This window comes from Pseudocitrobacter sp. 73 (assembly GCF_008369545.1).
Taxonomy (GTDB): domain Bacteria; phylum Pseudomonadota; class Gammaproteobacteria; order Enterobacterales; family Enterobacteriaceae; genus Pseudocitrobacter; species Pseudocitrobacter vendiensis.
The window spans coordinates 461,557-483,701 of record NZ_VTZO01000008.1; the positions used below are offsets into that span (position 1 = coordinate 461,557).

23 protein-coding genes and 1 pseudogene are annotated in these 22,145 nt (G+C 52.3%); 7 read left to right on the forward strand and 17 right to left on the reverse strand.

What is annotated here, in order from left to right:
• Positions 1 to 31: 31 nt before the first annotated feature.
• From cheW to flhD, 6 genes are all read right to left on the reverse strand, one after another.
• Positions 32 to 535, reverse strand: coding sequence for a chemotaxis protein CheW (gene cheW / locus F0Q32_RS09470; RefSeq protein ID WP_015963995.1), 504 nt, complete (start codon positions 533 to 535; stop codon positions 32 to 34).
• Between the two features lie 17 nt (positions 536 to 552).
• Positions 553 to 2,490 (reverse strand): chemotaxis protein CheA, encoded by a 1,938-nt coding sequence (gene cheA / locus F0Q32_RS09475; RefSeq protein WP_149462844.1) that lies wholly within the window; start codon positions 2,488 to 2,490, stop codon positions 553 to 555.
• Positions 2,491 to 2,494: 4 nt separating this feature from the next.
• Positions 2,495 to 3,415: a flagellar motor protein MotB gene (gene motB, locus F0Q32_RS09480; protein ID WP_149462845.1), complete on the reverse strand. Its 921-nt coding sequence runs from the start codon at positions 3,413 to 3,415 to the stop codon at positions 2,495 to 2,497.
• The gene (motA, locus tag F0Q32_RS09485; protein WP_149462846.1) at positions 3,412 to 4,302 is read right to left on the reverse strand and encodes a flagellar motor stator protein MotA; all 891 of its coding nucleotides are present in this window, start codon (positions 4,300 to 4,302) and stop codon (positions 3,412 to 3,414) included. The genes motB and motA overlap by 4 nt, the downstream gene beginning before the upstream one ends.
• 118 nt (positions 4,303 to 4,420) lie before the next feature.
• Positions 4,421 to 4,999 (reverse strand): flagellar transcriptional regulator FlhC, encoded by a 579-nt coding sequence (flhC, locus tag F0Q32_RS09490; protein WP_149462847.1) that lies wholly within the window; start codon positions 4,997 to 4,999, stop codon positions 4,421 to 4,423.
• 2 nt (positions 5,000 to 5,001) lie between these two features.
• A complete protein-coding gene (gene flhD / locus F0Q32_RS09495; protein ID WP_149462848.1) occupies positions 5,002 to 5,352 on the reverse strand; it encodes a flagellar transcriptional regulator FlhD in 351 nt (116 codons plus the stop codon).
• A 782-nt stretch (positions 5,353 to 6,134) separates the two neighbouring features.
• On the opposite strand from flhD, the gene uspC reads away from it, so the two are divergent.
• On the forward strand, positions 6,135 to 6,554 hold the full coding sequence (uspC, locus tag F0Q32_RS09500) for a universal stress protein UspC (protein WP_149462849.1): 420 nt from the start codon (positions 6,135 to 6,137) through the stop codon (positions 6,552 to 6,554).
• A gap of 48 nt (positions 6,555 to 6,602) precedes the next feature.
• Here the strand turns inward: uspC and otsA are convergent, their stop codons facing one another.
• From otsA to F0Q32_RS09530, 6 genes are all read right to left on the reverse strand, one after another.
• Positions 6,603 to 8,024, reverse strand: coding sequence for an alpha,alpha-trehalose-phosphate synthase (gene otsA / locus F0Q32_RS09505; RefSeq protein WP_149462850.1), 1,422 nt, complete (start codon positions 8,022 to 8,024; stop codon positions 6,603 to 6,605).
• On the reverse strand, positions 7,999 to 8,799 hold the full coding sequence (gene otsB / locus F0Q32_RS09510) for a trehalose-phosphatase (protein WP_149462851.1): 801 nt from the start codon (positions 8,797 to 8,799) through the stop codon (positions 7,999 to 8,001). The genes otsA and otsB overlap by 26 nt, the downstream gene beginning before the upstream one ends.
• A 163-nt stretch (positions 8,800 to 8,962) precedes the next feature.
• A complete protein-coding gene (araH, locus tag F0Q32_RS09515; RefSeq protein ID WP_149462852.1) occupies positions 8,963 to 9,943 on the reverse strand; it encodes an L-arabinose ABC transporter permease AraH in 981 nt (326 codons plus the stop codon).
• A 14-nt stretch (positions 9,944 to 9,957) separates the two neighbouring features.
• Entirely contained in the window at positions 9,958 to 11,472 is a 1,515-nt protein-coding gene (araG, locus tag F0Q32_RS09520) for an L-arabinose ABC transporter ATP-binding protein AraG (protein WP_149462853.1), read from the reverse strand.
• Positions 11,473 to 11,537: 65 nt separating this feature from the next.
• Positions 11,538 to 12,518: an arabinose ABC transporter substrate-binding protein gene (locus F0Q32_RS09525; protein WP_149462854.1), complete on the reverse strand. Its 981-nt coding sequence runs from the start codon at positions 12,516 to 12,518 to the stop codon at positions 11,538 to 11,540.
• Between the two features lie 289 nt (positions 12,519 to 12,807).
• Positions 12,808 to 13,365, reverse strand: a complete 558-nt coding sequence (locus tag F0Q32_RS09530; protein ID WP_149462855.1) for a DJ-1/PfpI family protein — start codon at positions 13,363 to 13,365, stop codon at positions 12,808 to 12,810.
• 602 nt (positions 13,366 to 13,967) lie between these two features.
• Between F0Q32_RS09530 and F0Q32_RS09535 the strand changes: the two genes are divergently transcribed.
• A complete protein-coding gene (locus tag F0Q32_RS09535; protein WP_149462856.1) occupies positions 13,968 to 14,471 on the forward strand; it encodes a non-heme ferritin-like protein in 504 nt (167 codons plus the stop codon).
• 66 nt (positions 14,472 to 14,537) lie between these two features.
• Here the strand turns inward: F0Q32_RS09535 and F0Q32_RS09540 are convergent, their stop codons facing one another.
• Together F0Q32_RS09540 and azuC are read right to left on the reverse strand one after the other, a co-directional pair.
• Entirely contained in the window at positions 14,538 to 14,786 is a 249-nt protein-coding gene (locus tag F0Q32_RS09540; protein ID WP_015963981.1) for a DUF2766 family protein, read from the reverse strand.
• Between the two features lie 95 nt (positions 14,787 to 14,881).
• Positions 14,882 to 14,971 (reverse strand): stress response protein AzuC, encoded by a 90-nt coding sequence (gene azuC / locus F0Q32_RS09545; protein WP_015963980.1) that lies wholly within the window; start codon positions 14,969 to 14,971, stop codon positions 14,882 to 14,884.
• 208 nt (positions 14,972 to 15,179) lie between these two features.
• Between azuC and F0Q32_RS09550 the strand changes: the two genes are divergently transcribed.
• Positions 15,180 to 16,604: an MFS transporter gene (locus F0Q32_RS09550; protein ID WP_149462857.1), complete on the forward strand. Its 1,425-nt coding sequence runs from the start codon at positions 15,180 to 15,182 to the stop codon at positions 16,602 to 16,604.
• A gap of 45 nt (positions 16,605 to 16,649) precedes the next feature.
• Here the strand turns inward: F0Q32_RS09550 and F0Q32_RS09555 are convergent, their stop codons facing one another.
• Complete coding sequence (locus tag F0Q32_RS09555; protein ID WP_149462858.1) at positions 16,650 to 17,288, reverse strand: RpiB/LacA/LacB family sugar-phosphate isomerase; 639 nt, start codon at positions 17,286 to 17,288, stop codon at positions 16,650 to 16,652.
• Positions 17,289 to 17,543: 255 nt separating this feature from the next.
• Here F0Q32_RS09555 and yecR point away from each other — a divergent pair, with 255 nt between their 5' ends.
• Together yecR and ftnA are read left to right on the forward strand one after the other, a co-directional pair.
• A complete protein-coding gene (gene yecR / locus F0Q32_RS09560) occupies positions 17,544 to 17,882 on the forward strand; it encodes a YecR family lipoprotein (protein ID WP_149462859.1) in 339 nt (112 codons plus the stop codon).
• Positions 17,883 to 18,041: 159 nt separating this feature from the next.
• The gene (gene ftnA, locus F0Q32_RS09565; protein WP_149462860.1) at positions 18,042 to 18,539 is read left to right on the forward strand and encodes a non-heme ferritin; all 498 of its coding nucleotides are present in this window, start codon (positions 18,042 to 18,044) and stop codon (positions 18,537 to 18,539) included.
• A 34-nt stretch (positions 18,540 to 18,573) separates the two neighbouring features.
• On the opposite strand, the gene F0Q32_RS09570 is transcribed toward ftnA, so the two are convergent.
• Positions 18,574 to 18,813, reverse strand: coding sequence for a YecH family metal-binding protein (locus tag F0Q32_RS09570; RefSeq protein ID WP_149462861.1), 240 nt, complete (start codon positions 18,811 to 18,813; stop codon positions 18,574 to 18,576).
• A 193-nt stretch (positions 18,814 to 19,006) separates the two neighbouring features.
• Here F0Q32_RS09570 and tyrP point away from each other — a divergent pair, with 193 nt between their 5' ends.
• The gene (gene tyrP / locus F0Q32_RS09575; protein WP_149462862.1) at positions 19,007 to 20,218 is read left to right on the forward strand and encodes a tyrosine transporter TyrP; all 1,212 of its coding nucleotides are present in this window, start codon (positions 19,007 to 19,009) and stop codon (positions 20,216 to 20,218) included.
• 32 nt (positions 20,219 to 20,250) lie between these two features.
• Here tyrP and F0Q32_RS09580 read toward each other — a convergent pair whose 3' ends face one another.
• Positions 20,251 to 20,919 carry a YecA family protein gene (locus F0Q32_RS09580; protein ID WP_149462863.1) on the reverse strand — a complete coding sequence of 223 codons (669 nt, stop codon included), beginning with the start codon at positions 20,917 to 20,919 and terminating at the stop codon, positions 20,251 to 20,253.
• Between the two features lie 529 nt (positions 20,920 to 21,448).
• Between F0Q32_RS09580 and F0Q32_RS09585 the strand changes: the two are divergent.
• Positions 21,449 to 22,145 (forward strand): annotated as a pseudogene (locus tag F0Q32_RS09585) (IS3 family transposase); the annotation flags it as partial.

Consider the following 22,145-nt stretch of genomic DNA (forward strand, 5'->3'; position numbering starts at 1 on the left):
CATCACACAAACCGCACCTACCCGGCATTTTTTACGCAGCTTGCGTCGCCGTACTGTCCAGCAGCGCCATCTCATCGCTACTCAGCAACTTTTCGATATTCACCAGAATCAGCATGCGGTCGCCCAACGCACCAAGACCGGTCAGGTACTCCGTCGATAGCGTCACAGCAAATTCCGGCGCGGGACGAATTTGATCTGCCGCGAGCGACAGCACGTCAGACACGCCATCCACCACAATCCCCACCACCCGCTGGCCGAGATTCAGCACAATCACTACCGTATTGTCGTTGTACTCCACGTCCTGCTGGCTGAACTTCACGCGTAAATCGACAATCGGCACAATTACACCGCGTAAATTGGTGACGCCTTTAATAAACGCTGGCGTATTGGCAATACGGGTCACCTGATCGTAACCGCGAATTTCCTGCACTTTCAGAATATCAATGCCGTACTCTTCATCGCCAAGGGTGAAAACTAAAAACTCCTGGCCCGAGGGCTCGCCCGCCAGTTTTGCTACGCTGTTCATACCGGTCATTTTATTTCCTTCTCTATTCAGGCGGCGATGTACGCCAGACGTTTTTCACGATTAAGACTTTGCAGGGCCGCGACATCCACAATCAGCGCCACGCTGCCGTCACCGAGAATGGTGGCGGCGGAAATACCCGGCACTTTGCGATAGTTACTTTCCAGGTTTTTGACCACCACCTGATGCTGCCCAATCAGTTGATCGACCAGCAACGCATAGCGTCGCCCGGCGCTTTGCAGAATGACCACAATGCCCTGCGTCGCTTCGGTTTTAGCCTCCTGCACATCAAACACTTTCCACAATTCCACCAGCGGCAGGTATTCACCGCGCACTTCCAGCACGCGCTCCCCGCCCGCCAGCGGGTGCAAATCTTCATCGCGCGGCTGGAGCGATTCCATCACCGCATTAAGAGGCAGAATAAAGACTTCGTCGCACACCTTCACGGACATGCCGTCGAGGATTGCCAGCGTCAGCGGCAGCAGAATTCGAATGGTGGTGCCTGCGCCCTGTTTTGATTGGATCTCGACGTGGCCGCCCATCTCCTGAATGTTGCGTTTCACCACGTCCATACCGACGCCGCGCCCGGAAACGTCCGTCACCTGCTCGGCGGTTGAAAATCCAGGCGCAAAGATCAGCATCCCCACTTCGTCGTCGGTCATGTTGTCGTGAACCGCCAGCCCCTGAGAGAGGGCTTTCGCCAGAATGCGCTCGCGGTTCAGCCCCGCGCCATCGTCGGTCACTTCGATACAGATGTTGCCGCCCTGATGCTCCGCCGACAGAATAAGATTACCGACCTTTGATTTTCCTGCCGCGATACGTGTTTCCGGCAGTTCAATGCCGTGATCCAGACTGTTACGCACCAGGTGTGTCAGCGGGTCAATAATCCGCTCAATCAGGCTCTTATCGAGTTCGGTGGAACTGCCCTGTAGCGTGAGTTCAACCTGCTTACCGAGCTTGCTCGCCAGGTCACGCACCAGACGCGGGAAGCGGCTGAATACATACTCCATCGGCATCATGCGAATAGACATCACCGATTCCTGCAAGTCACGGGCGTTGCGCTGAAGCTGGCCCATGCTGGTGATGAGATCGCCATGCTGCACCGGGTCGAGTTCCGTCGAGCGTTGCGCCAGCATCGACTGGGTGATCACCAGCTCCCCCACCAGGTTGATAAGCTGATCGACTTTCTCCACTGCCACACGAATGCTGGTCGATTCACTGGCGCGCGCCGGTTTCTCGCGTTCTGCGCGCGCGGGCGCGACGGGCACCAGTGTCGGCGCTGTCGCGGGTACGGTTTCCGCCACAGGCTCAGCGTCAAACGTTATCTGATCCGCCTCAATAACAAAACAGAGTACCGCCGCGATATCGTCCTGGTTCACATCACCTTCCAGGGTCGCGCTCAGGCTATCAACGCCCAGCGTGACGTCGCTAAGCGTCGCAAGGTTCCCGAGCTCTTCCTTGAGCATCTCCGGCTCGCCGGGTTTCAGGCGTGAAAGGGTGATCCGTGAATTTCCCTGCGGCGGCTCCGCTTTCTCGACCACGGTCAGACGAGTCGCTGGCGGCGCACTCTCACCTTTCGCTTCCAGCGCCAGCTGACGCAGCGCCTGGCAGATGTATTCAAAACTGGCGGCATCTGGCTCCTGTGAGCTTTTATAGGCGTCGAGCTGTTCCTGCATAATATCTTTGGTTTCCAAAAACAGGTTGATAATGTCGGTATTGAGCGGCATTTCCCCACGACGTGCATCGTCGAGCAGGTTCTCCATTAAATGGGTCGTTTCCTGCAATACAGAAAAACCGAACGTACCCGCGCCTCCTTTGATGGAGTGCGCCGCCCGAAAGATGGCGTTCATCTGTTCGGTGTCGGGATCGGACGGGACAAGATCCAGCAGGTGCTGCTCCATGTCCGCCAACAGTTCGTCGGCTTCATCAAAGAAAGTCTGATAAAAATCGCTGATATCCATGCTCACGCAATCACCTCTGATCGGATTGTGGCGGTGTTGGGCTTTGTGTCGCCGACGGCGACGGTAATACACTTAACGGTTCGTTCTGGCTCTGCGCGTTCTCGTTCAGAATCGCCTGCTCGGCCTGGTTGTTGAGCACCAGCAAACTGATGCGACGGTTAATCGCGTCATCCCCTCCATGGCTGGATAGCCGCATGGTGTTTGCCATCCCCACCACGCGCAGCACTTTGCCTTCACTCAGACCGCCAATCACCAACTCGCGCCGGGAAGCGTTAGCGCGGTCTGCCGAGAGTTCCCAGTTACTGTAGCCGCGCTCCCCGCCCGCGTAGGGATAATCATCCGTATGGCCGGAGAGACTGATTTTATTTGGGATTTCATTCAACACCGGGGCAATACCGCGCAGGATATCGCGCATGTACGGCTCCACCTCGGCGCTGCCGGTTTTAAACATCGGTCGGTTCTGGCTATCGATAATCTGAATGCGCAACCCCTCCTGGACGAGGTCAATTTTCAGGTGCGGGCGCAGGGCTTTCAGTTTGGGATCGGCCTCAATGAGTTGGTCCAGCTCACCGCGAATGCGCTTCAGGCGGCTAGTTTCCATCCGCTTTTTCAGTTCATCCATGTTGGGCTGTTTATTCACTTCGCCCTGTTGCTGGGTGACATCATCGCCACCGCCGGGAATCGGGCTGTCGCTGTTCGATATTCGCGGACCGCCGGTGACCGCTGTCGCCAGGGGCGTGCGGAAGTATTCGGCAATTTGAATCAGCTCTTTAGGGCTGGAGATAGAGATCAGCCACATCACCAGAAAGAAGGCCATCATGGCGGTCATAAAATCGGCGTAGGCAATCTTCCACGATCCGTGGCCACCTCCCCCATGCGATCTGGCTTTGCGTCTTTTGACGACGACGATCGGATGCGACTGATTTTTCATGCGTCCTCGGTCGTGGCTTGCTGCGCCGTCGGGTTACGCACCGCGCGCACATGCTCTTCCAGTTCAACAAACGACGGACGCTCGCTGGTGTAAAGTGTTTTACGGCCAAACTCCACGGCGATTGGCGGCGCATAGCCATTGAGATTCGAGAGCAGCGTAATTTTGACGCACTGCATCATTTTGGTGGTTTCTGCGCTTTTTTGTCTGAGCACGCTGGCCAGCGGCGAGACAAAACCATAAGCCAGAAGAATACCCAGGAACGTCCCCACCATAGCGTGAGCAATTAATGCGCCCAGTTCTGCCGCCGGACGATCCGCCGACCCCAGCGCATGTACAACCCCCATCACCGCCGCCACGATGCCAAATGCCGGTAACGAGTCGCCCACCAGCGCCAGACTGTTGGCTGGAACTTCACTTTCGCTTTCGAAGGTTTCAATTTCCTCGTCCATCAGCGCTTCAATTTCGAAGGTATTCATATTGCCGCTGATGATGAGTCGCAGATAATCGACGATGAAATCCAGCATGACGCTGTCAGCAAGAATGCGCGGATAGCTGGCGAAGATTTCACTTTCGCGCGGATTTTCAATATCGCGCTCGAGCGAGAACATCCCCTGCTGGCGTGACTTGGCCATCAGGCGATACAGCAGCGCCAGCAGGTCCATATACAGGGTTTTGGTGTATTTTGAGCGGCGAAAAAGCAGCGGCAGTGCCTTGAGCGTGCCCTTAATCGCTTTACCGTTGTTACCGACGATAAACGCGCCGACGCCAGCTCCGCCGATAATAATCAGTTCAGCGGGTTGATACAGTGCCCCAAGGTGTCCGCCGGTCATGGCATAACCGCCGAATACTGTCCCGATGACGACCAGGTAACCGATTAAGATAAGCACGTTTCATCCTTCCACTGTTGACCAGGCTGAAGGACAGATAAAAGCGTCGCCGAACGACAGGCAAAAAAAAGCAGCGGTCACGGGCCCCGCTGCTGGAGTGTTTGCCACACCGTTCCGGCTAAACAGCTTGCTCTATCTGTTCATCCAGCAGTTGTGGATTACTATCGGCAGCGTTGTCGGAAAGTTTACGTCTTTTTACGGCGCGTGATGGCGGCTGGCACAGACTGCAAACGAAGCTGCCCACCGGTTGATGTGCGTGAGTGATAAAATTACCGCCGCAGCTGTTACAGTGCGACAGTTCCAGCATACCGCTTTCGACGAAACGCACCAGCGTCCAGGCGCGAGTCAGCGCCAGTAGAGGGGCTTCATCCTGAGCGGGACACTGTTCCAGGTAGAGTCGGTAGGCCTTGATAACGGCATCAACGCCCGAGCATAACCCGGTGCTGAGAAGAAATTGCCAGGCATTGCAGAACATGGAAGAGTGGATATTTTGCTCCCACGTCATAAACCAGTCAGTGGAAAATGGCAGCATCCCCTTCGGCGGTGGGCTGCCGCGCAATTCTTTATAAAGCTTAATCAGGCGACCACGGCTCAGTTGCGTTTCACTTTCCAGCATCTGCAAACGCGCGCCCAGGGTAATCAGCTCCATCGCAAGCTGAATATCGCGGGCTTCCTGGACAATGCTTTTTTCGCTCATGCTCAGGCCCTTTTCTTACGGCCGGAATCAGCGGTCTGGCTGGCGTCATTCAGTAAACGCGTAGAAAGAAGAATACCGGTGTGGATCTGTTGCAGGTCGTCGACCCGGGAATCCTGCGTGAGTTGAGTGATGGTTTGATGACTGTCGAAGCGGAACTGGCAAACCAGTTGATTGGTTTCCGCCAGTTTTACCATTTGCGGAAGAGTCAGTTCACCCAGCGTGGTGGCCATCTCTTCGTTAATGCCCAGGCGAAACATGGCGGATGCTTTATCCTGACCGATCAGACGTTGCGCAAGAAGTAGATAGGACAAATTGATGTCATAGATATGTTTTAGCAACTCGGATGTATGCATTTTCCCCATCCCGAATAACCAACTATTGTTTTAATGCGGTCAAACCGCACACCCCGTGATGTCGTCGGGAAATCCCGATAAAAAAAAAGAAATGGCTGAAATGCATAGCCGATGCTGATTGAAATATCGGCGAGTGCGCTTCACGTTATGAAGCAACAAATTTAAACATTTCTTACAAATGACTAAGAATTTTCCTAAATCCACGCAACTTTACCCGCCAGCTATGACACATACAATCTGGCCTTAGGGTAAATTTAGGAATTATGTGATTTATGTCACATAATCTACCTGAATGTTAACCGCCAATCCATCAGATTACATTGTTATTTGAACGCTTATTAATCAAATGAGCGATTTTTCTATTCTTCAGGGACGAATATTCATTCAAAAGAGGAAAGCGTGCTTAACCCGATGAAGAACCATAGACGACAGAGGATTGACAACGGGCACGATGATTCGCTTAGCACCGGAGAATATAAATTTATATCTTAAATTCATACAATTAAATAAAATTAGCATTTGCATAATAACTCAGTTAAATCATTTTTATTTTGTTAATCACTTTCGATTATGGGTTAAGTGATTACTATAACTTAAGGAAAGTAGTTACAATCTCAGCATAATTTGCAACACGCCCACTTTTTACACTATTCCGAACATAAGAATAATTAATGCATATATTGAAGTAGCTCACAGTTACATTTGAAACCACCCTTGCAGTCAGATGGCAAAAAGAGTATGAGCTTAAATAAGGTTAGTGAAGTGTCCTGCAAGGAGGTCTGATGCCTTACTCTCACCTGTTAGTGGCGGTAGCGCCAACGCCTGAAAGTCACGCGCTGGTGCGCAAGGCCGTTTCGATCGCGCGCCCGGTCAATGCCCGCGTCAGCCTGATCACGTTCTCAACCGATCCGGAAATGTATAACCAGCTGGCCGCGCCGATGATGGAGAATCTGCGTGAATTAATGCAGGAGGAGACCCAGCAGTTTCTTAATACGCTGGTTGAACAAGCCGACTACCCCATCTGGAAAACCCAAATTGCCAGCGGTGAATTGTGTGAAAGTATTAAATCCTGGTGTCAGCACTACCAGGTCGATTTAGTTATCTGTGGTAACCACAATCAAAGCTTTTTCTCGCGCGCCACCTGCTCAGCGAAGAATATCGTCGGCAGCAGTTGCGCCGACGTTTTGCTTGTGACGTTGTAACATTCCCTGTGCGACGCCGGTTTTGTCGTATCCGGCGTCATTCTTTCCTTATGCCAGCTTTGGGAATGCCGCCACTTTATTCTCCATCTGACTCTCTTCGCTTCTCGGCGTAATCCGTTTTAGATCGCTCATAAACTGCGCCTGCCAGTTGTGGATGTCGTTACGCGTGATGATCTCCAGCATTTCCGCATGACGCGAGATACGCTCGGCAAGCGGCATATTCAACGCTCTGTCCAGCGCTGCCGCCACTTCATCCCGATCGTAAGGATTTACAATCAGGGCAGAGGTCAGTTCATTCGCCGCCCCGGCAAACTGCGAGAGCACCAGCACACCCGGGTTCGCCGGGTCCTGCGCGGCCACAAACTCCTTTGCCACCAGATTCATCCCATCGCGTAGCGGCGTGACCAGACCCACATCGGAATAACGGAAGACTTTCATCAGTAATTTACGATCAAAATGCTGATTCAGGTAGTAGAGCGGTGTCCAGCCAAGTTGACCGTACTGCCCGTTAATCCGCCCTGCCGCCGTTTCCAGTTGATGACGAATATCCTGATAGGCCTGTACATCGCCACGCGACGTTGGCGCAATCTGGGTATAACGAATTTTGCCATGATGATGCGGGAATTTTTCCAGCAGCGCTTCATAGGCCTGAAAACGTTCCGGCAGGCCTTTGGAGTAATCCAGTCGTTCGACCGAAAAGATATTTTTGACGTTTTTAAGCTCAGCTTTCAGTTGCGCCAGTTTCGGGGGCAAAGGCCCCTGCGCTTGTTTCGCTATCTCGTCCGGTTCAATACCAATCGGGTAAACTTCGGTGCGGAAGGTTTTTCCCCAGGCCGTATGCGTTTTACTGCGCGTGGTAACCCGCGTCTGAGCACTTACGCAATCGAGGAACGCCAGCCTGTCGTTTTCCGTCTGGAATCCCAGCAGGTCATAATCGCAGAGCTGCTCCAGCAGTTCGGCGTGCGGCGGCAGCGCGTTGAAAATTTCCGGCGTCGGGAAAGGAATGTGCAGGAAAAATCCGATACGGTTGTTCACCTCACGCTTACGTAGCTCGCTGGCGAACGGCAGCAAATGGTAATCGTGTACCCAGATATCATCATCGTCTTGCAGTAACGGCAGCAGTTTATCTGCCAGTTTACTGTTTACCCGCAGGTAACCCTCCCAGCATTCACGCTGAAAAGCGACCAAATCCAGTCGATAGTGAAACGCAGGCCACAGCACCGCATTGGAAAACTGGTTGTAGTAATGCTCGTGATCCTGCTCATTCAGCGTAAACGAAGCCCAACTGATGTTGCCCTGGGACACTTTTTCCAACGGGGCATTCTCATCACCAATTTCGCCATTCCAGCCAAACCACAGGCCCCCTTTACTCTTCAATGCCCCCATGATCCCCACAGCCAACCCACCAGCACTGGCCTTTTTATCATCAGGAACGGAAATACGGTTAGATACTACGACTAAGCGACTCATAGCCATCTCTCCTGTCTGTAAGCGCGTTTTGTTTTTGATTTTCAGCCGCGTTTTGCAACCACTGGTGAACGGCCGCCACATCAGGTAAACGTGATGTAGCCTGCGTGTCGCCCGCTCCCACTTTAATCGATATTCCATTCAGTCTGTTCACGGCGGCAAAGCCCGCCTCATCCGTTAAATCATCGCCGATAAACACCGGCAGCTTGCCGCGAAAGGGCGCTTCCTGCATAAAGGCGGCAATGGCTGCGCCTTTGTTGATCCCCTTTGGTTTAATCTCCACAACGCACTTACCCGGCTGAAGCGCCAGCTCGGGAAACTGCGCAACGATATGCTGCGCCAGCGCCACAATTGCCGCTTCATGTTGCGGCGCCTGACGATAATGCAGTGCAAAAGCCATCCCTTTGGCTTCGAGTTCGGCCCCGGTCAATACTGCCAGCGCCGTACTCAATTGCTGCTGAACGCAACGAGCCGTCTCATTTTCCAGCGCAACGATATGCGTTTTCCCGCTGATATCGCGGCGTTCCGCTCCGTGTACGCCCGCCAGAGGGAAGCGATACGGACTGGCGAGCCTGTCCAGCTCAACCATTGAGCGCCCTGAAATCAACGCTACTGCGCCATCGTGCGCCTGTGACAACTGAAACAGCGCATCCCGAACGGGTTCAGGTATAGCAACATGATCGGGATGCGGTTTGATCCCTGCGAGAGTGCCATCAAGGTCAAAGAAAAAAGCGACATTTTTAGTTGGTGCAGGGGGTACAGAAAACAGGTCAGCCACCCTGGGTTCCTCCTTATCAGTGATTGCGTAGTGATGTGTTAACAAAAAGTTAGCAGTTAAAGTATAGACAGTGTGACGCGGCTCGCCATTTTCAAATGAAAACGCCGGTGGGATTAGCCACCGGCGCGGGTACTACATACACTTAAAAATTGGACCTGATTTTTTAGACTGTTCGCTTCGCTTTTTGTTTGTAGCGGTCAAAGATAACTGCCGCCAGCAGGATTAAACCCCGTACTACGTACTGTGAGAATGGCGAAATATTCAGCAGATTCATGGCGTTTTCTACCGTCCCCAAAATCAATATTCCGGCCACCACGTAGGAGATTTTTCCGATACCGCCTTTTAGCGACACCCCGCCCAGCACGCAGGCTGAGATGACAATCAGCTCATAACCGATAGAGGTCATTGGTTGCCCGCTGGTCATTCGCGAAGCCAAAATAATCCCCGCCGCCGCCGACACCAGGCCTGACAGAATAAAGATGATAATTTTGGTGCGAACAACCGGAACACCTGCCAGACGCGCAGCCTCTTCGTTCCCGCCAATCGCCAGGGTATTACGGCCAAAAGTGGTCTTATTCAGTAATAATCCGAAAATGATTAAACAGGCGACAGTCAGCCAGATTGGCGCCGGTAAACCGAGCCAGTTCGCGTATCCCAGTTCAAAGAAACGCTCATCTTCGATTCCAACGGCTTTACCATCAGAGATGATATAGGCAAGGCCGCGCACAATCTGCATGGTGGCAAGCGTGGTGATCAGGGCGTTGATTTTCAGTTTGGCAATGACGAAGCCGTTGACCAGACCGCTCAACACGCCCAGCATCAGCCCGGCAAAGACGCCTATCCACAGGCTTTCTGTCAGGTTGATGACCACCGCCGCAGTGACGCCTGCGCAGGCAATCACCGAGGCAACGGAGAGGTCAAAATCGCCAGACGCCAGGCAGAACAGCATCCCGCAGGCGACCATGCCGGACATCGATATCGCCAGCCCCAGCCCTTTCATGTTGACGAAGGAGGCAAAATTCGGCACAAAAATCGCGCAGCCGATAAACAGTACCGCGAAGACAACCAGCATGCCGTACTGATCCCAGATACGGCCAAAGCTGAGTGATGGTCGGCGTGCGCCGGAAGTCGTTATAGAAGACATCATAAACTCCTTTCTCAGGCGACGGCCTGACTCACTTTAGGCATAGCGAGGCTTAACGCCTGCTGTTCATTCGCGCTGCCATGCAGCAGTTCACCGGCAATTTCGCCTTCGCGCATCACCACGATTCGGTCCGCCACGCCCAGCACTTCTGGCAGGTCGCTCGAGGCGAACAGTACCGCCACGCCGGACGCCGCCAGGGCGTAAATGACGTTATAGATTTCATGCTTCGCGCCCACGTCAATGCCGCGCGTGGGTTCATCCAGCAAAATGACTTTCATCTCTTTCGACAACCAACGCCCCAGAATCGCTTTCTGCTGATTACCCCCGGAAAGATTCATAATCAGTTGCTCGGCACCCGGCGTTTTAATATTTAGAGATTGAATATGATGATCCGCGTTGCGCGTCTCCCAGCCGTTGTTGATCAGGCATCCGGCGTGAATATTGTTGCGCCGTGCGCTGATGTTGATGTTGTCGCGTACGGAGTGAACAGGAATAATTCCTTCGGCTTTACGATCTTCCGGGCACAGCATCATACCGGCGCGAATCGCATGCGCGGGCTTATCGATGGTGACTGCCGCGCCGTCAATATAAACCTGACCGCTGGATATTTTGTTGCCGCCAAACAGCCCCTTCATCAGTTCGCTTCGCCCGGCGCCAACCAGCCCGAACAGGCCGACGATTTCACCGCTGCGTACCGTCAGGGAAATGGGTGTCCGCACGCCTGGCGCCTTGACCTGGTCCAGCCGCAGGCGTTCCGCACCATGCTCGCGTGGCTGCCAGCCATAGATATCACCAATGTCACGCCCGACCATCGCCTGGACCAGGCTGTCGTGGTTTACTTTTTCCATATCACTGAAGGTGCAAACATAACGTCCGTCTTTAAATACGGTGATGGCGTCACTCAGGGCAAAAATTTCTTCCATACGATGAGAGAAATAGATGATTACGCGGCCTTCTTTGCGCAGTTCGCGGATCACGCGAAACAGATTTTCAATTTCGCGCGCTGAGAGCGAGCTGGTGGGTTCATCGAAGGCGATGACTTTCGCGTTGCGCGCCAGCGCTTTGGCAATTTCCACCATCTGCCACTGGCCGATAGAGAGATACTTCAGCGGTGTGTTCGGATCGATATCAAGCCCAAGGTGCTGTAGCTGTAGTCCGGCTTCGTAGTTCAGCAGCGAACGATTAACAATGCCGCCTTTGCTGGGCAACTGCCCGAGATAGATATTTTCCGCGACGGTCATCTCCGGTACCAGATGCAGTTCCTGATAGATAATCGCGACGCCGGCATTCAACGCAGCGGTGGTATCCGCAAAGGCGACATCCTGCCCGCGCAGCGTTAGCGTACCCGCCGTCGGCGCATAGTTGCCACTCAGAATCTTGAGCAGCGTAGATTTTCCGGCACCGTTTTCGCCCATCAGCGCGTGCACCTGTCCGGCATAGCAGTCGAAGCTGATATCGGATAACGCTTTTACGCCCGGGAAGGTTTTAGAAATGCCGCGAAATGAGAGATAAGGGGTTGACTGTTGCATAACCACTCCTGAATGACAGGGTCACGTCTCCCCCGGCAATCAGGCCCGGGGAGACGCATCACGACTTACAGACCTTTTTTCGCCAGCTCTTCTTTAAAGTTATCGCGGGTAATCAGTACCACGTCAGTGACCGCGGTGAATTTCGGCGGCTCTACGCCCTTCTCAACCCAGTTGTAGAGCATTTCACTGGTTTTATAACCGTGAATATCCGGGCTTGGTAGCAGGGAACCATAAAAGCCGGTGGCCTGCGCCTTCGACAGTTCGTTCACCGCATCCACACCATTGATACCGATACCGATAACATCGGCAGCTTTAAAGCCCTGACCTTCCGTCGCGCGCGCGCCGCCCAGTACGGTGTTATCGTTCATGCCAACAATCAGCCAGTGCTTCACGCCAGGGTGTTGCACCAACATAGAGTTACCAGCATCAAACGCGCCGGGGATGTCGTTGGATTTCGTCGGGACCTGATAAATCTGTTTTTCCGGGAAGCCAGCGGCTTTCAGCGCATCCAGCGAGCCGGTGGTGCGGCGACGCGCGGTATCCAGCTCGTTCGCCGTAATGGCCATCACGGCGGTATCTTTTACGTCCCAGCCGCGTTTTTGCATCTCTTTATAGAGTTCCTGCCCCTGCCGCGCGCCGATTTCACTGGCAGCCATCATCACCAGCGGAACGGTATCCATCGGCTTGCCTTTGGCATTCACGAACTGGTCATCGACGGTGATCACTTTCATGTCATAGCCGCGCGCTTTCGCCATAATTGCTGAGCCCAGTTTGGGGTCTGGGGTACAGATAACGAACCCTTTCGCGCCGTTAGCCGCCAGGCTATCGATGGCATTCAGGGTTTTCTCGCCGTCGGGTACGGCAATTTTAATCACGTCAAAACCCAAATCTTTGCCGGCTTTGTCAGCAAACTTCCATTCGGTCTGGAACCACGGCTCTTCCGGTTGCTTCACCAGAAAACCGAGCTTCAAATTTTCTGCCATAGCTGATTGTGACATAACCGCTGCCAGGCCGATGGCGGCCAGCGCTTTAGTGAATTTGTGCATGGTATACTCCAGCCTTTGTGCTTTTATTTGTAGGGAAATAATCGGTTATAAATTTTAATTAGGACGTAAAACAACGTATTAGCCGTTTCGTTAATTGCTATACGGTTGTTAGCACATTAATAGCGGGAAAATATTTATCCATAAGAGAGCCGCATCACACCGCAGAATTACAGTAGTTGCATACATGGATTTAGCAGAAAATGACATACAGAAAGGGCGAATTGTCTGACAATTCGCCCCGGTGATAGCACTATAATCTCTATTGTTAGCTAACTCATCCTTTTAAGTGTTACCACGGATAGTAGATGTGCTCCGCGTGATCGCGTACTGGTGCCTCATCGCCTAATAAGCGCGCCGCCACGGTAAAGGCAAAATCGAAAACATGACCGAATCCTTTCCCGCTGATGAGGTTGCCATCTTCCACTACCGGGGCATCAATATACTCACCGTCTTTAATATCCTGCCATAAGTCGCCGGAGCAGACATAGCGACGGCCTTTCAGCAGGCCGTTACCTGCCAGCACGCGAGCGGCGGCAGAGCAAATGGGGCAAATATATTTTCCAGCTTCATCATGTGCGGCGACAAACTTCACCACGTCTTTATTTGCCGCGAGATTCACACTGCCCTGCGGCCCGCCCGGCAGTACCACGGCGTCGTAGATTTTATCCATGCGTTCTGCAAGTGTTGCATCCGCCACCATCGGGATATCGTGATAGCTCACCACCGCGCGCGATTCAGCGCAGGACACCAGTTCAACCTCAAGATGCAAACGACGCAGAATATCAATTGTGACGATCGCTTCACCTTCTTCAAACCCGGGTGCTAACAGCACGGCAACCTGTTTCATTGTAACTCCTGTTTTATCGTAATCGGGGATTGGCCGGATAATTGCGCGCGAACCAATCTGCCTCACCACTGGCAAAAATGATCTAAAACAATTTACTGGCTATTGAACTGTTTGCCTGACCCACAAAATAAACAAACAAAAATAAACCACTGTTTCATTTTATTATACAAATAGTACGTAATTCCTGACAAGCTATGAAACAGGTTTATGCGATCGTCCACGAAAAATGCTAACGCGATCACAAATAAAGATGATCCTTAATATATTCACCATACAAATCATATAGCTGTAATAATTCATTACGGTAACATGCGCAGGCATAATCCTTTTCTGGAATATAGTTGTAACAAAACGTAAATGAACAAACTTAAGAGTTTTCTTAACCTGTAGCGCGCGGTATTATTTTTCGAGCCGATTCAGGAATCGTACATCGGTCACATTCAGAGGTCGTCGAATATTACATTCTGTCATTGTTCTCTGACGCGTAAATAGCGCGATTTAAACTTGAAGTAATTTACGCCCTTCATCATAGCGTAATGATAAAAAGTAAGAATCCCGAGCGTTGACGCGAGTTGTCCCTTCCAGGAAATAAGGATATTGGTATGGCAGTCCCAGGAATGGTTCAAAAACTGAATACTCAAATGAACCTTGAGTTTTACGCATCGAATCTCTATCTCCGTCTGAGCGAGTGGTGTTCCGAACAACGCCTCAACGGCACCGCAACGTTTCTTCGCGCACAGGCACAAACCAGCGTCACGCAAATGATGCGAGTGTTTGATTACATGAAGAAATCTGGCGGGTACCCGGTAGTGAAGGCCATTGAGCCGCACGAAGAGCAGTGTGCCTCACTCGAAGAACTCTTCCTGAAAACCATTGAAGAGTATAACCAGCGCAGCAATACGCTTTCAGAGCTGGCTGAACAGGCGAAAGTTTTGCGCGATGACAGCACGCTGAGCTTCTTAACCAACCTTGAAGAAGAGCAGCAGCAGGATGGGGTTTTGCTTCAGGCGATTCTTGAAGAAGTACGCAATGCGAATAAAGCGGGCCTGTGCATGCAACAAACCGATCAGCATCTTCTGAACGTGGTAAACCACCAGGTACACTAATCCCTTCTTTGCATAACAACCGGCAGTGCAAACCTGCCGGTTGTCAATCACGCCTCAATCACCCAATCAGTGTGCTTCACCCTGCGGGGTAAACTTTAGCTCGATCAGGGCAATCGCTTTCTGGATGGCGCGCAGCGTGACCGGGTCAGCTGACGGATGCCCGGCGAAATCGATAGATTTCAGCTGAGTGGACATCTTCTCACGCACTTCGACGGGGGCGATGACATCGATGACATCAAGAATTTGCTTAATGACCAACTGGCAGGCTACCACGTCGGATACCAGTTCTTCATCAGCAGTCAGGTTCTGGGACATATACGCTCCTTAACATTTAGGGGTACTATGGTACCCGAAACGGCCGAAGCGCGCCCGTTACAGACATAAAAAAACCTGCCGTGGCAGGTTTTTTATCAGAACATAGCGCCTGGCGGTACGTCTTTGAAAGTTTTGCAATAGTTCTCGAACATGCTTTTGAGGATTTTGCGCATGCGTTGTTTCATTGTGATGCTCCTATTTTGTTACGCAGGTGTTATTGTCTTTTGACGTATAGTATGACATTCATCACAAAAATCAACCAAAACGAGACATGCATCACGTTTATTTTTTCAGCAAATGGCGATAAAGACCTATTATCTGAAACAAATCAGTTACTTAGCTTAAAACTTAAATTATAAAATTTGCAGATTAATTTGATAGGGTAAAACAGAAATGAGTGAGCCTCTCCAGGCACAAAACGGGCGCGGCCTGTCGCCCGCTGCTCTGTTGGTTGCTGGCGCGTTTTTTATGGAGTTTCTTGATGGCACCGTGATCGCCACCGCCCTGCCCGACATGGCCAAAAGTTTCGGCGTTGACGCTGTCGATCTTAACATTGGTATCAGCGCCTACCTGATTACGCTGGCCGTTCTCATCCCTGCCAGTGGCTGGATAGCCGACCGATTTGGTGCACGTAAAATATTCACGCTGGCGCTGGCCATTTTCACCCTGGCATCCGTATTTTGCGGCCTGGCGACTACCGTCGACAGTTTCGTCGCCATGCGCATCCTTCAGGGCATGGGCGGCGCGCTCATGGTGCCCGTTGGGCGTCTGGCGGTTCTGCGTACCACGCCAAAACATCTGCTTATTGCGGCCATCGCCACGCTGACCTGGCCTGCGCTCATCGCTCCGATTATCGGGCCGCCGCTGGGCGGGTTTATCACCAGCGTCGCGGACTGGCGGTGGATCTTCTTTATTAACGTTCCGCTGGGCATTATCGCCATCTTACTATCGCTCCGTATCATTCCCGATATTCGCGATGACGAACGCCGCCCCTTTGACCTGCCCGGTTTTCTTGCCACGTCGGTGGCGATGGTGAGCCTGGTGTGTGCCATGGAGGCGCTGGGCGGGCAGAGCATGCAGAGCGGGCTGGTGCTAACACTGTTTGTTATTGGCGGGCTGGCGTTTTATTACTCGCTGTATCATTTTCGGCGGGCAAAATGGCCGATGATCCGCCTGGATGCGCTGAAGGTCCCGACCTTCAGGGTAACGATGTACGGCGGATCGCTGTTCCGCGCCTCAATCAGTGCGGTGCCATTCCTGCTGCCGCTGCTTTTTCAGGTCGGTTTTGGAATGGACCCATTCCATTCTGGCCTGCTGGTGCTGGCAGTATTTGTCGGCAATCTGACCATCAAACCCGCTACCACGCCGTTGATTCGCTGGCTGGGTTTCCGCCGCCTGTTGCTGATTAATGGCGCATTGAACGTGCTGGCCCTGACCGCCTGCGCCTTTTTAACACCACAAACGCCCGTATGGGCCATATTGCTGGTGCTTTATTTAGGCGGCGTATTCCGCTCCATCCAGTTTACCGGCGTGAGCACCCTGGCGTTTGCCGATGTACCTGGCCCGCAGATGAGTTATGCCAATACGTTGTTCAGCACCGCCAGTCAGTTAGCCATTGGGCTTGGCATCACCCTCGGGGCAATCGGTATTCGTCTGGGGGAGAAAGTGAGCGTTCTACTGGGGCTCGGCACAATGCCGGGGATAAGTTTCAGGCTGGCGTTTGTGTTTATCGCCCTGATCTGCCTGATTGGAATGATGGATACGCTACGGCTGACTAAAGATGCTGGCGTGTCGGTATCCAGAAAAGTGAAGGCGTAGAAACAAAAATCCCCACGCAGGTGGGGATTTTTATATCATGCAGGATTAGCCGAGGATCTGGCGCACGAACGCTTCGATCTCTTTATTCTGGCAGTTTTCGAAGAAGCACTGCTGGAAACGCTGACCAGAAACGGCGGTTTTCACCAGTTCCGGGTCAATGGCGCGCAGCGTATCGAGATAATTTTCTTTCACCACCGCCGCTTTGACCTGGTTCAGAATGCCCGCGTTACGCACCTGCGGTTCTTTACGCTCTGGCGGATAGCCTTCACCGTTGCGACCGGTGAACGCTTTTTCAAAGATAAATCGCACGTTCAGTTCCGCGCCCCAACCGAACCCTTTGGCGAATGGCAGCGACAGCGCATTACCGTTGTTGATCTGCGCGAAGAGGAAGGCATCAGCCGGGTCGATACAGTAGCCGCACACCACGCCCGGGTGGATGTTCAGAGACATCAGCGCGCCCTGGCCGGTACCGCAGCCAGTCACCACGAAGTCAACCGCTTTGGAATTCAGCAGGATGCTGGCCATGATACCCAGGTGAATGTAGGTCAGATGATGGTCGTTTTCATCGCTCATCCCTACGTTGAAAACCGGGAATCCTTTTTCATCGGCAACCGCTTTTAATTCATTATGAATGATGGCGTTTTTGCTGGCCTGGCTGTTTTCCATCATCAGTGCAATTTTCATTCTTTCCTCTCCTGAATGCAGCGCGGGCGTCTCCCGCAAGGGTACGATAACAATGTATCAACCTTACAACCTTGCAAACATACTTTCAAATTTTATGAAAAATGGTTTTAAAAATCACAGCAAGGCTCACATTTTTGCTTTACGTAGGGGAAAGATCGTCGCCTTAAGAGAGCAAGGTTATCCTCTTTATTCGGAGGATTGACCGCCTTTACCTATGTCAGGATAGCGTAATGATAGATTGCCCTGAGTACCGCCATGAAAATTCTCTTCCCGATTAGCGCTATCGTAATTTTGCTTTCCGCCTGTAGTGTCCACCGACAGGCAGCTATAAGCGAAATGGATGCGACCAGCGGTATCGTACGGCTAACTTATGGCCAGGCGATGTTGCAGAATGCGAAAACCGACGACGACGTTGTTAACGGCACCGCGACCAAAGCCTGCCAGCAAATGGGTTACGCCACCGCCTTTGCCTACGGGCAGCCAATTACCACCTGCGTCAGCAGCAGCGGGCCATTGTGTATTAATGAAAGCGTGACGCTGCAATATCAGTGCAGAGGTATTGCCGTCACGCCGGTTGCGCCTGCCTGGAATTAAATTTTACGCCGGAATACATTCCGGCGACATTATCATGCCAATGCGTTTTATTCCCATTCGCATTATTAAATAAAAGTTTTTATTTTTACCTTTTGCAAATAATTTAATAACAACTTATAGTTCCTCCATAATTAATTAACACCTTTATGGAGCCTGAAAATGTTAAAAGCGGAAATGATCGAGAAATTAAATCAACAAATGAATCTCGAGCTTTATTCCTCACTGCTTTATCAACAGATGAGCGCCTGGTGCAGCTTTAATAGCTTTGAGGGCGCCGCTGCGTTTCTGCGCCGCCACGCCCAGGAAGAGATGCAGCACATGCAGCGTCTGTTCGATTACCTGACCGATACCGGAAGCCTGCCCTGCATCCACAGTGTCGCTTCGCCGATGGCGGAATACGCGTCGCTGGACGATCTCTTCCGCGCCACCTACGAGCATGAACAATTGATCACGTCTAAGATCAATGAGCTGGCGCATGCCGCGATGACTAATCAGGATTACCCAACCTTTAACTTCCTGCAATGGTATGTGGCTGAGCAGCACGAAGAAGAGAAATTGTTTAAATCTGTAATTGATAAACTGACCCTCGCCGGTAAAAGCGGTGAAGGCCTCTACTTTATTGATAAAGAGCTTTCTACGCTCGATACGCAGAATTAATTAACAGGCAGCGGCGTTAATTCGCCGCTGCTGATTAATGTCGACAGATTTTACTTTCCGCCGTTGTGAAGCCCGCGTCCACCGGAATAAACTTGCCTTTACTCTCCAGAAAAGCCACTAACTCAGCCGCACACATATTCTCTGCCGAACAGGTATGAAAACGCGCATCCTCGCCAAAACGATCTTCAATCGCCGCCACCAGACTTTCTGTTGAATAAGACTCACCTGATGCGATCATCATATTCAGTACTTCATGACCGTGAATAGATTCCATAATGCCTCCGCTAAAAGCAGCACAATAACCTGCATTTCACTTACCTGTTTTGCGCTAGCGCAGGCTTTCATTCCCTACCCATTTGTAAACTTTTTAATACACACGCTGTAATCGCGATTTGACGAATCGTCTGGTTTCACATAACCTGCGCGACATATTTGTGTCGTATATGCGTGCTGTAGCAGAGGAAAGCGTGAAGAACCGTACCCTGGGGAGTATTTTAATCGTAGCAGGCACCACGATTGGTGCAGGGATGCTGGCGATGCCGCTGGCTGCGGCTGGCGTCGGCTTTGGTGTAACGCTGGTGCTGTTAATTGGGCTCTGGGCGTTGATGTGCTACGCCGCCCTCCTGCTGTTGGAAGTGTATCAACACGTGCCTGCCGATACCGGTCTTGGCTCCCTGGCGCAACGTTATCTGGGTCGCTATGGTCAGTGGATAACCGGCCTCAGCATGTTATTTTTAATGTACGCCCTGACTGCCGCCTACATTAGCGGCGCGGGTGAACTGCTGGCCTCCAGTCTCAGCCAGTGGTTCTCGGTGGATATGCCGCCCGCCATTGGCGTACTGCTATTTACAGCAATTGGCGGCACGGTAATTTGTATTGGCACATCGCTGGTCGACCTTTTTAACCGTTTTCTTTTCAGCGCCAAGATTATCTTTCTGGTGGTGATGCTGGCGCTGCTGCTGCCACACATTCATAAAATCAATTTGTTAACCCTGCCGTTGCAGCAAGGGCTGGCGCTGTCGGCCATTCCGGTGATTTTTACCTCGTTCGGTTTCCACGGCAGTGTGCCCAGCATTGTGAGCTATATGAATGGCGACATTCGCAAGCTACGCCGCGTGTTTATGATAGGCAGTTTCATTCCGCTGGTTGCTTATCTCTTCTGGCAACTGGCGACGCTGGGCAGCATTGAGTCAGGCGTCTTTGCCGGGTTAATGGCGCAACATGCCGGGCTGAACGGTCTGCTGGAAGCCATTCGCGCCGTGGTGGCTTCGGCCCACGTTGAGCTGGCCGTACACCTGTTTGCCGATCTGGCGCTGGCGACCTCTTTCCTCGGCGTTGCGCTGGGATTGTTTGATTACCTGGCAGATCTATTCCAGCGTCAGAATGGCGTGCGCGGCCGTCTGCAAACGGGTGGCATCACCTTCCTGCCACCGCTGGCATTCGCCCTTTTCTATCCGCGTGGTTTTGTGATGGCGCTGGGTTACGCGGGTGTTGCACTGGCGGTGCTGGCACTGATTATCCCGTCACTGCTGACGATGCAGAGCCGTAAACATCACCCACAAGGGGGATATCGTGTCGCTGGCGGCTCCCCCGCGTTATGGTTCGTGTTTGCCTGTGGCATTGCGGTGATTGCGATTCAGGTAGCGATAGCGGCAAACCTTTTGCCTGCCGTGGGCTAAAAAAAATGCCGGGTAATTTACCCGGCATTTTTTCATTTATTGGCACAGCACTGTTTGTATTTCTTACCGCTGCCGCACGGGCATGGGTCATTGCGCCCCACTTTCCCCTCATTTCTGACAGGCTGCTGCACGGGCGTCACTTTCGGATGGGCCATCCAGTAACCATGCAGCATCAGCGCCGCCGGGCGAATCTTATCGATACTTGCCAGATACTCGTCAGCGGAGAAGTTATCAAGCGCCGCTGCGTTCTCATCATCGCCGTGCAACGCGATAGCATCCAGCTCTTCCTGTAACGCTGGCGGCAAACCAGACCAGTCGCTTAAGCCTACACCACGCATGTAGCCATAGCACCACTCTTCAACAACGGTCAGCTCCTGGCCTTCTTCCTCGCGCGTGCCGAACAGGGGTTCAAACTGATCGGGATAGTCATTCAGACGCTCGGCGATATCACCCATATGCTGCAGCGTGAGATTGATGAAATGATCACGCTCGCGATCCGCCGACCAGCGCGGCACGCTATCCGCCCCGCCCCATACGGCCAGCAGCCAGTCTGCAGGTTCAATGTCTTGCGGCGAGGAAAGTATTGCCGTCAGCATGCCGTCCAGTTCGGAAACATCGAGAATGGATTTATCCGTCGAATGTTTTTCGATGGTCTCATCCAGCCATTCCAGCTCGCTTTCGGTTAAAGGTCCTGTTTTCATTTTTGATCTCATCACGTTTATAAGGGAGAGTTCAGACAAGTATTGAGGGAGAGCAGGGTAAATGGAAGCAAAGAAAAGCAGATACAAAAAAACCACCCGTAGGTGGTTTCACGACACTGCTTATTGCTTTGATTATTCTTTGCTTTCCCATGGTACCCGGAGTGGGACTTGAACCCACACAGCGCGAACGCCGAGGGATTTTAAATTCTACGTAGGATCAATGAGTTACATAGCAGCGCATTGCGAAACTTTGCTGACGTTGAATGGTCGTCTTTGCAACCACTGGCAGAAAATGGATAGCCGTAGATTGCGTTGAGCACAGAAACAGCACAGGGTAATCGTCTACCTGGTCCTGTAAAGGAGGTTGTTGCCACACAAGCTAAAGCGCTTGACCTGCCCCCAGTATTCGGTACAACTGTCAGTTAGTAATGGACTGACCCCACCCCGGTAGACGATCCTGCCCTATAGTTGGACTGACCCCACCCCGGTAGACGATCCTGCCCTATAGTTTGAGTATAGGGGGGAGCATATGAGCACACCACGATTTACACCTGAATTTAAGGAAGAAGCCGTCCGACAGATAACGGAACGCGGTTATTCCGTTGCCGAAGTATCTGACCGTCTGGGCGTTTCTGCCCACAGCCTCTACAAGTGGCTACGGGCTATCAAACCGGATAACAGCGAGCAGCATGCCCGGGATTTACTGGAAGCCAAAAGCGAGATCCTGAAACTACGGGCGCAGCTAAAACGTACCGAAGAAGAACGGGATATCCTGAAAAAGGCCGCGCGGTACTTTGCAAGGGAGCCCGACTGAAGTACCGCTTTATCAATGAGCACCGCACTGTATGGGGTGTGATGACAATGTGTCGGGTACTGGATGTCGCCCGGGCCGGGTTCTACGCGTGGCTGCATAACCCGGTCTCGGCACGTGATAAAGATAATCAGCGTCTGCTGACGCTTATCCGTGACTCCTATTCACTGAGCGGAGGCGTATACGGTTACCGGCGGGTTCATGGCGACCTGAACGAAATCGGGGAAACCTGCGGTAAAAACCGGGTGGGCCGTATTATGCAACTGAACCGGATTAAAGCCGTGCGCGGCTATAAAGCGCCGCGTCGTATCGCTGGCAGACCTTCAGTGGTTGCCCCTAATCGCGTGCAGCGGCAGTTTACTGTTGTCCGGGCCAATCAGGTCTGGGTCACCGACATTACTTATAGTGTGCCCGG

What these genes read in the sequence shown, in the direction of transcription:
- cheW (WP_015963995.1), bottom strand. Translation starts at nt 535, where the DNA reads ATGACCGGTATGAACAGCGTAGCAAAACTGGCGGGCGAGCCCTCGGGC.
- motB (WP_149462845.1), bottom strand. Translation starts at nt 3,415, where the DNA reads ATGAAAAATCAGTCGCATCCGATCGTCGTCGTCAAAAGACGCAAAGCC.
- flhC (WP_149462847.1), bottom strand. Translation starts at nt 4,999, where the DNA reads ATGAGCGAAAAAAGCATTGTCCAGGAAGCCCGCGATATTCAGCTTGCG.
- flhD (WP_149462848.1), bottom strand. Translation starts at nt 5,352, where the DNA reads ATGCATACATCCGAGTTGCTAAAACATATCTATGACATCAATTTGTCC.
- uspC (WP_149462849.1), top strand. Translation starts at nt 6,135, where the DNA reads ATGCCTTACTCTCACCTGTTAGTGGCGGTAGCGCCAACGCCTGAAAGT.
- otsA (WP_149462850.1), bottom strand. Translation starts at nt 8,024, where the DNA reads ATGAGTCGCTTAGTCGTAGTATCTAACCGTATTTCCGTTCCTGATGAT.
- araH (WP_149462852.1), bottom strand. Translation starts at nt 9,943, where the DNA reads ATGTCTTCTATAACGACTTCCGGCGCACGCCGACCATCACTCAGCTTT.
- araG (WP_149462853.1), bottom strand. Translation starts at nt 11,472, where the DNA reads ATGCAACAGTCAACCCCTTATCTCTCATTTCGCGGCATTTCTAAAACC.
- F0Q32_RS09525 (WP_149462854.1), bottom strand. Translation starts at nt 12,518, where the DNA reads ATGCACAAATTCACTAAAGCGCTGGCCGCCATCGGCCTGGCAGCGGTT.
- F0Q32_RS09530 (WP_149462855.1), bottom strand. Translation starts at nt 13,365, where the DNA reads ATGAAACAGGTTGCCGTGCTGTTAGCACCCGGGTTTGAAGAAGGTGAA.
- F0Q32_RS09535 (WP_149462856.1), top strand. Translation starts at nt 13,968, where the DNA reads ATGGCAGTCCCAGGAATGGTTCAAAAACTGAATACTCAAATGAACCTT.
- F0Q32_RS09540 (WP_015963981.1), bottom strand. Translation starts at nt 14,786, where the DNA reads ATGTCCCAGAACCTGACTGCTGATGAAGAACTGGTATCCGACGTGGTA.
- azuC (WP_015963980.1), bottom strand. Translation starts at nt 14,971, where the DNA reads ATGAAACAACGCATGCGCAAAATCCTCAAAAGCATGTTCGAGAACTAT.
- F0Q32_RS09550 (WP_149462857.1), top strand. Translation starts at nt 15,180, where the DNA reads ATGAGTGAGCCTCTCCAGGCACAAAACGGGCGCGGCCTGTCGCCCGCT.
- F0Q32_RS09555 (WP_149462858.1), bottom strand. Translation starts at nt 17,288, where the DNA reads ATGAAAATTGCACTGATGATGGAAAACAGCCAGGCCAGCAAAAACGCC.
- yecR (WP_149462859.1), top strand. Translation starts at nt 17,544, where the DNA reads ATGAAAATTCTCTTCCCGATTAGCGCTATCGTAATTTTGCTTTCCGCC.
- ftnA (WP_149462860.1), top strand. Translation starts at nt 18,042, where the DNA reads ATGTTAAAAGCGGAAATGATCGAGAAATTAAATCAACAAATGAATCTC.
- F0Q32_RS09570 (WP_149462861.1), bottom strand. Translation starts at nt 18,813, where the DNA reads ATGGAATCTATTCACGGTCATGAAGTACTGAATATGATGATCGCATCA.
- F0Q32_RS09580 (WP_149462863.1), bottom strand. Translation starts at nt 20,919, where the DNA reads ATGAAAACAGGACCTTTAACCGAAAGCGAGCTGGAATGGCTGGATGAG.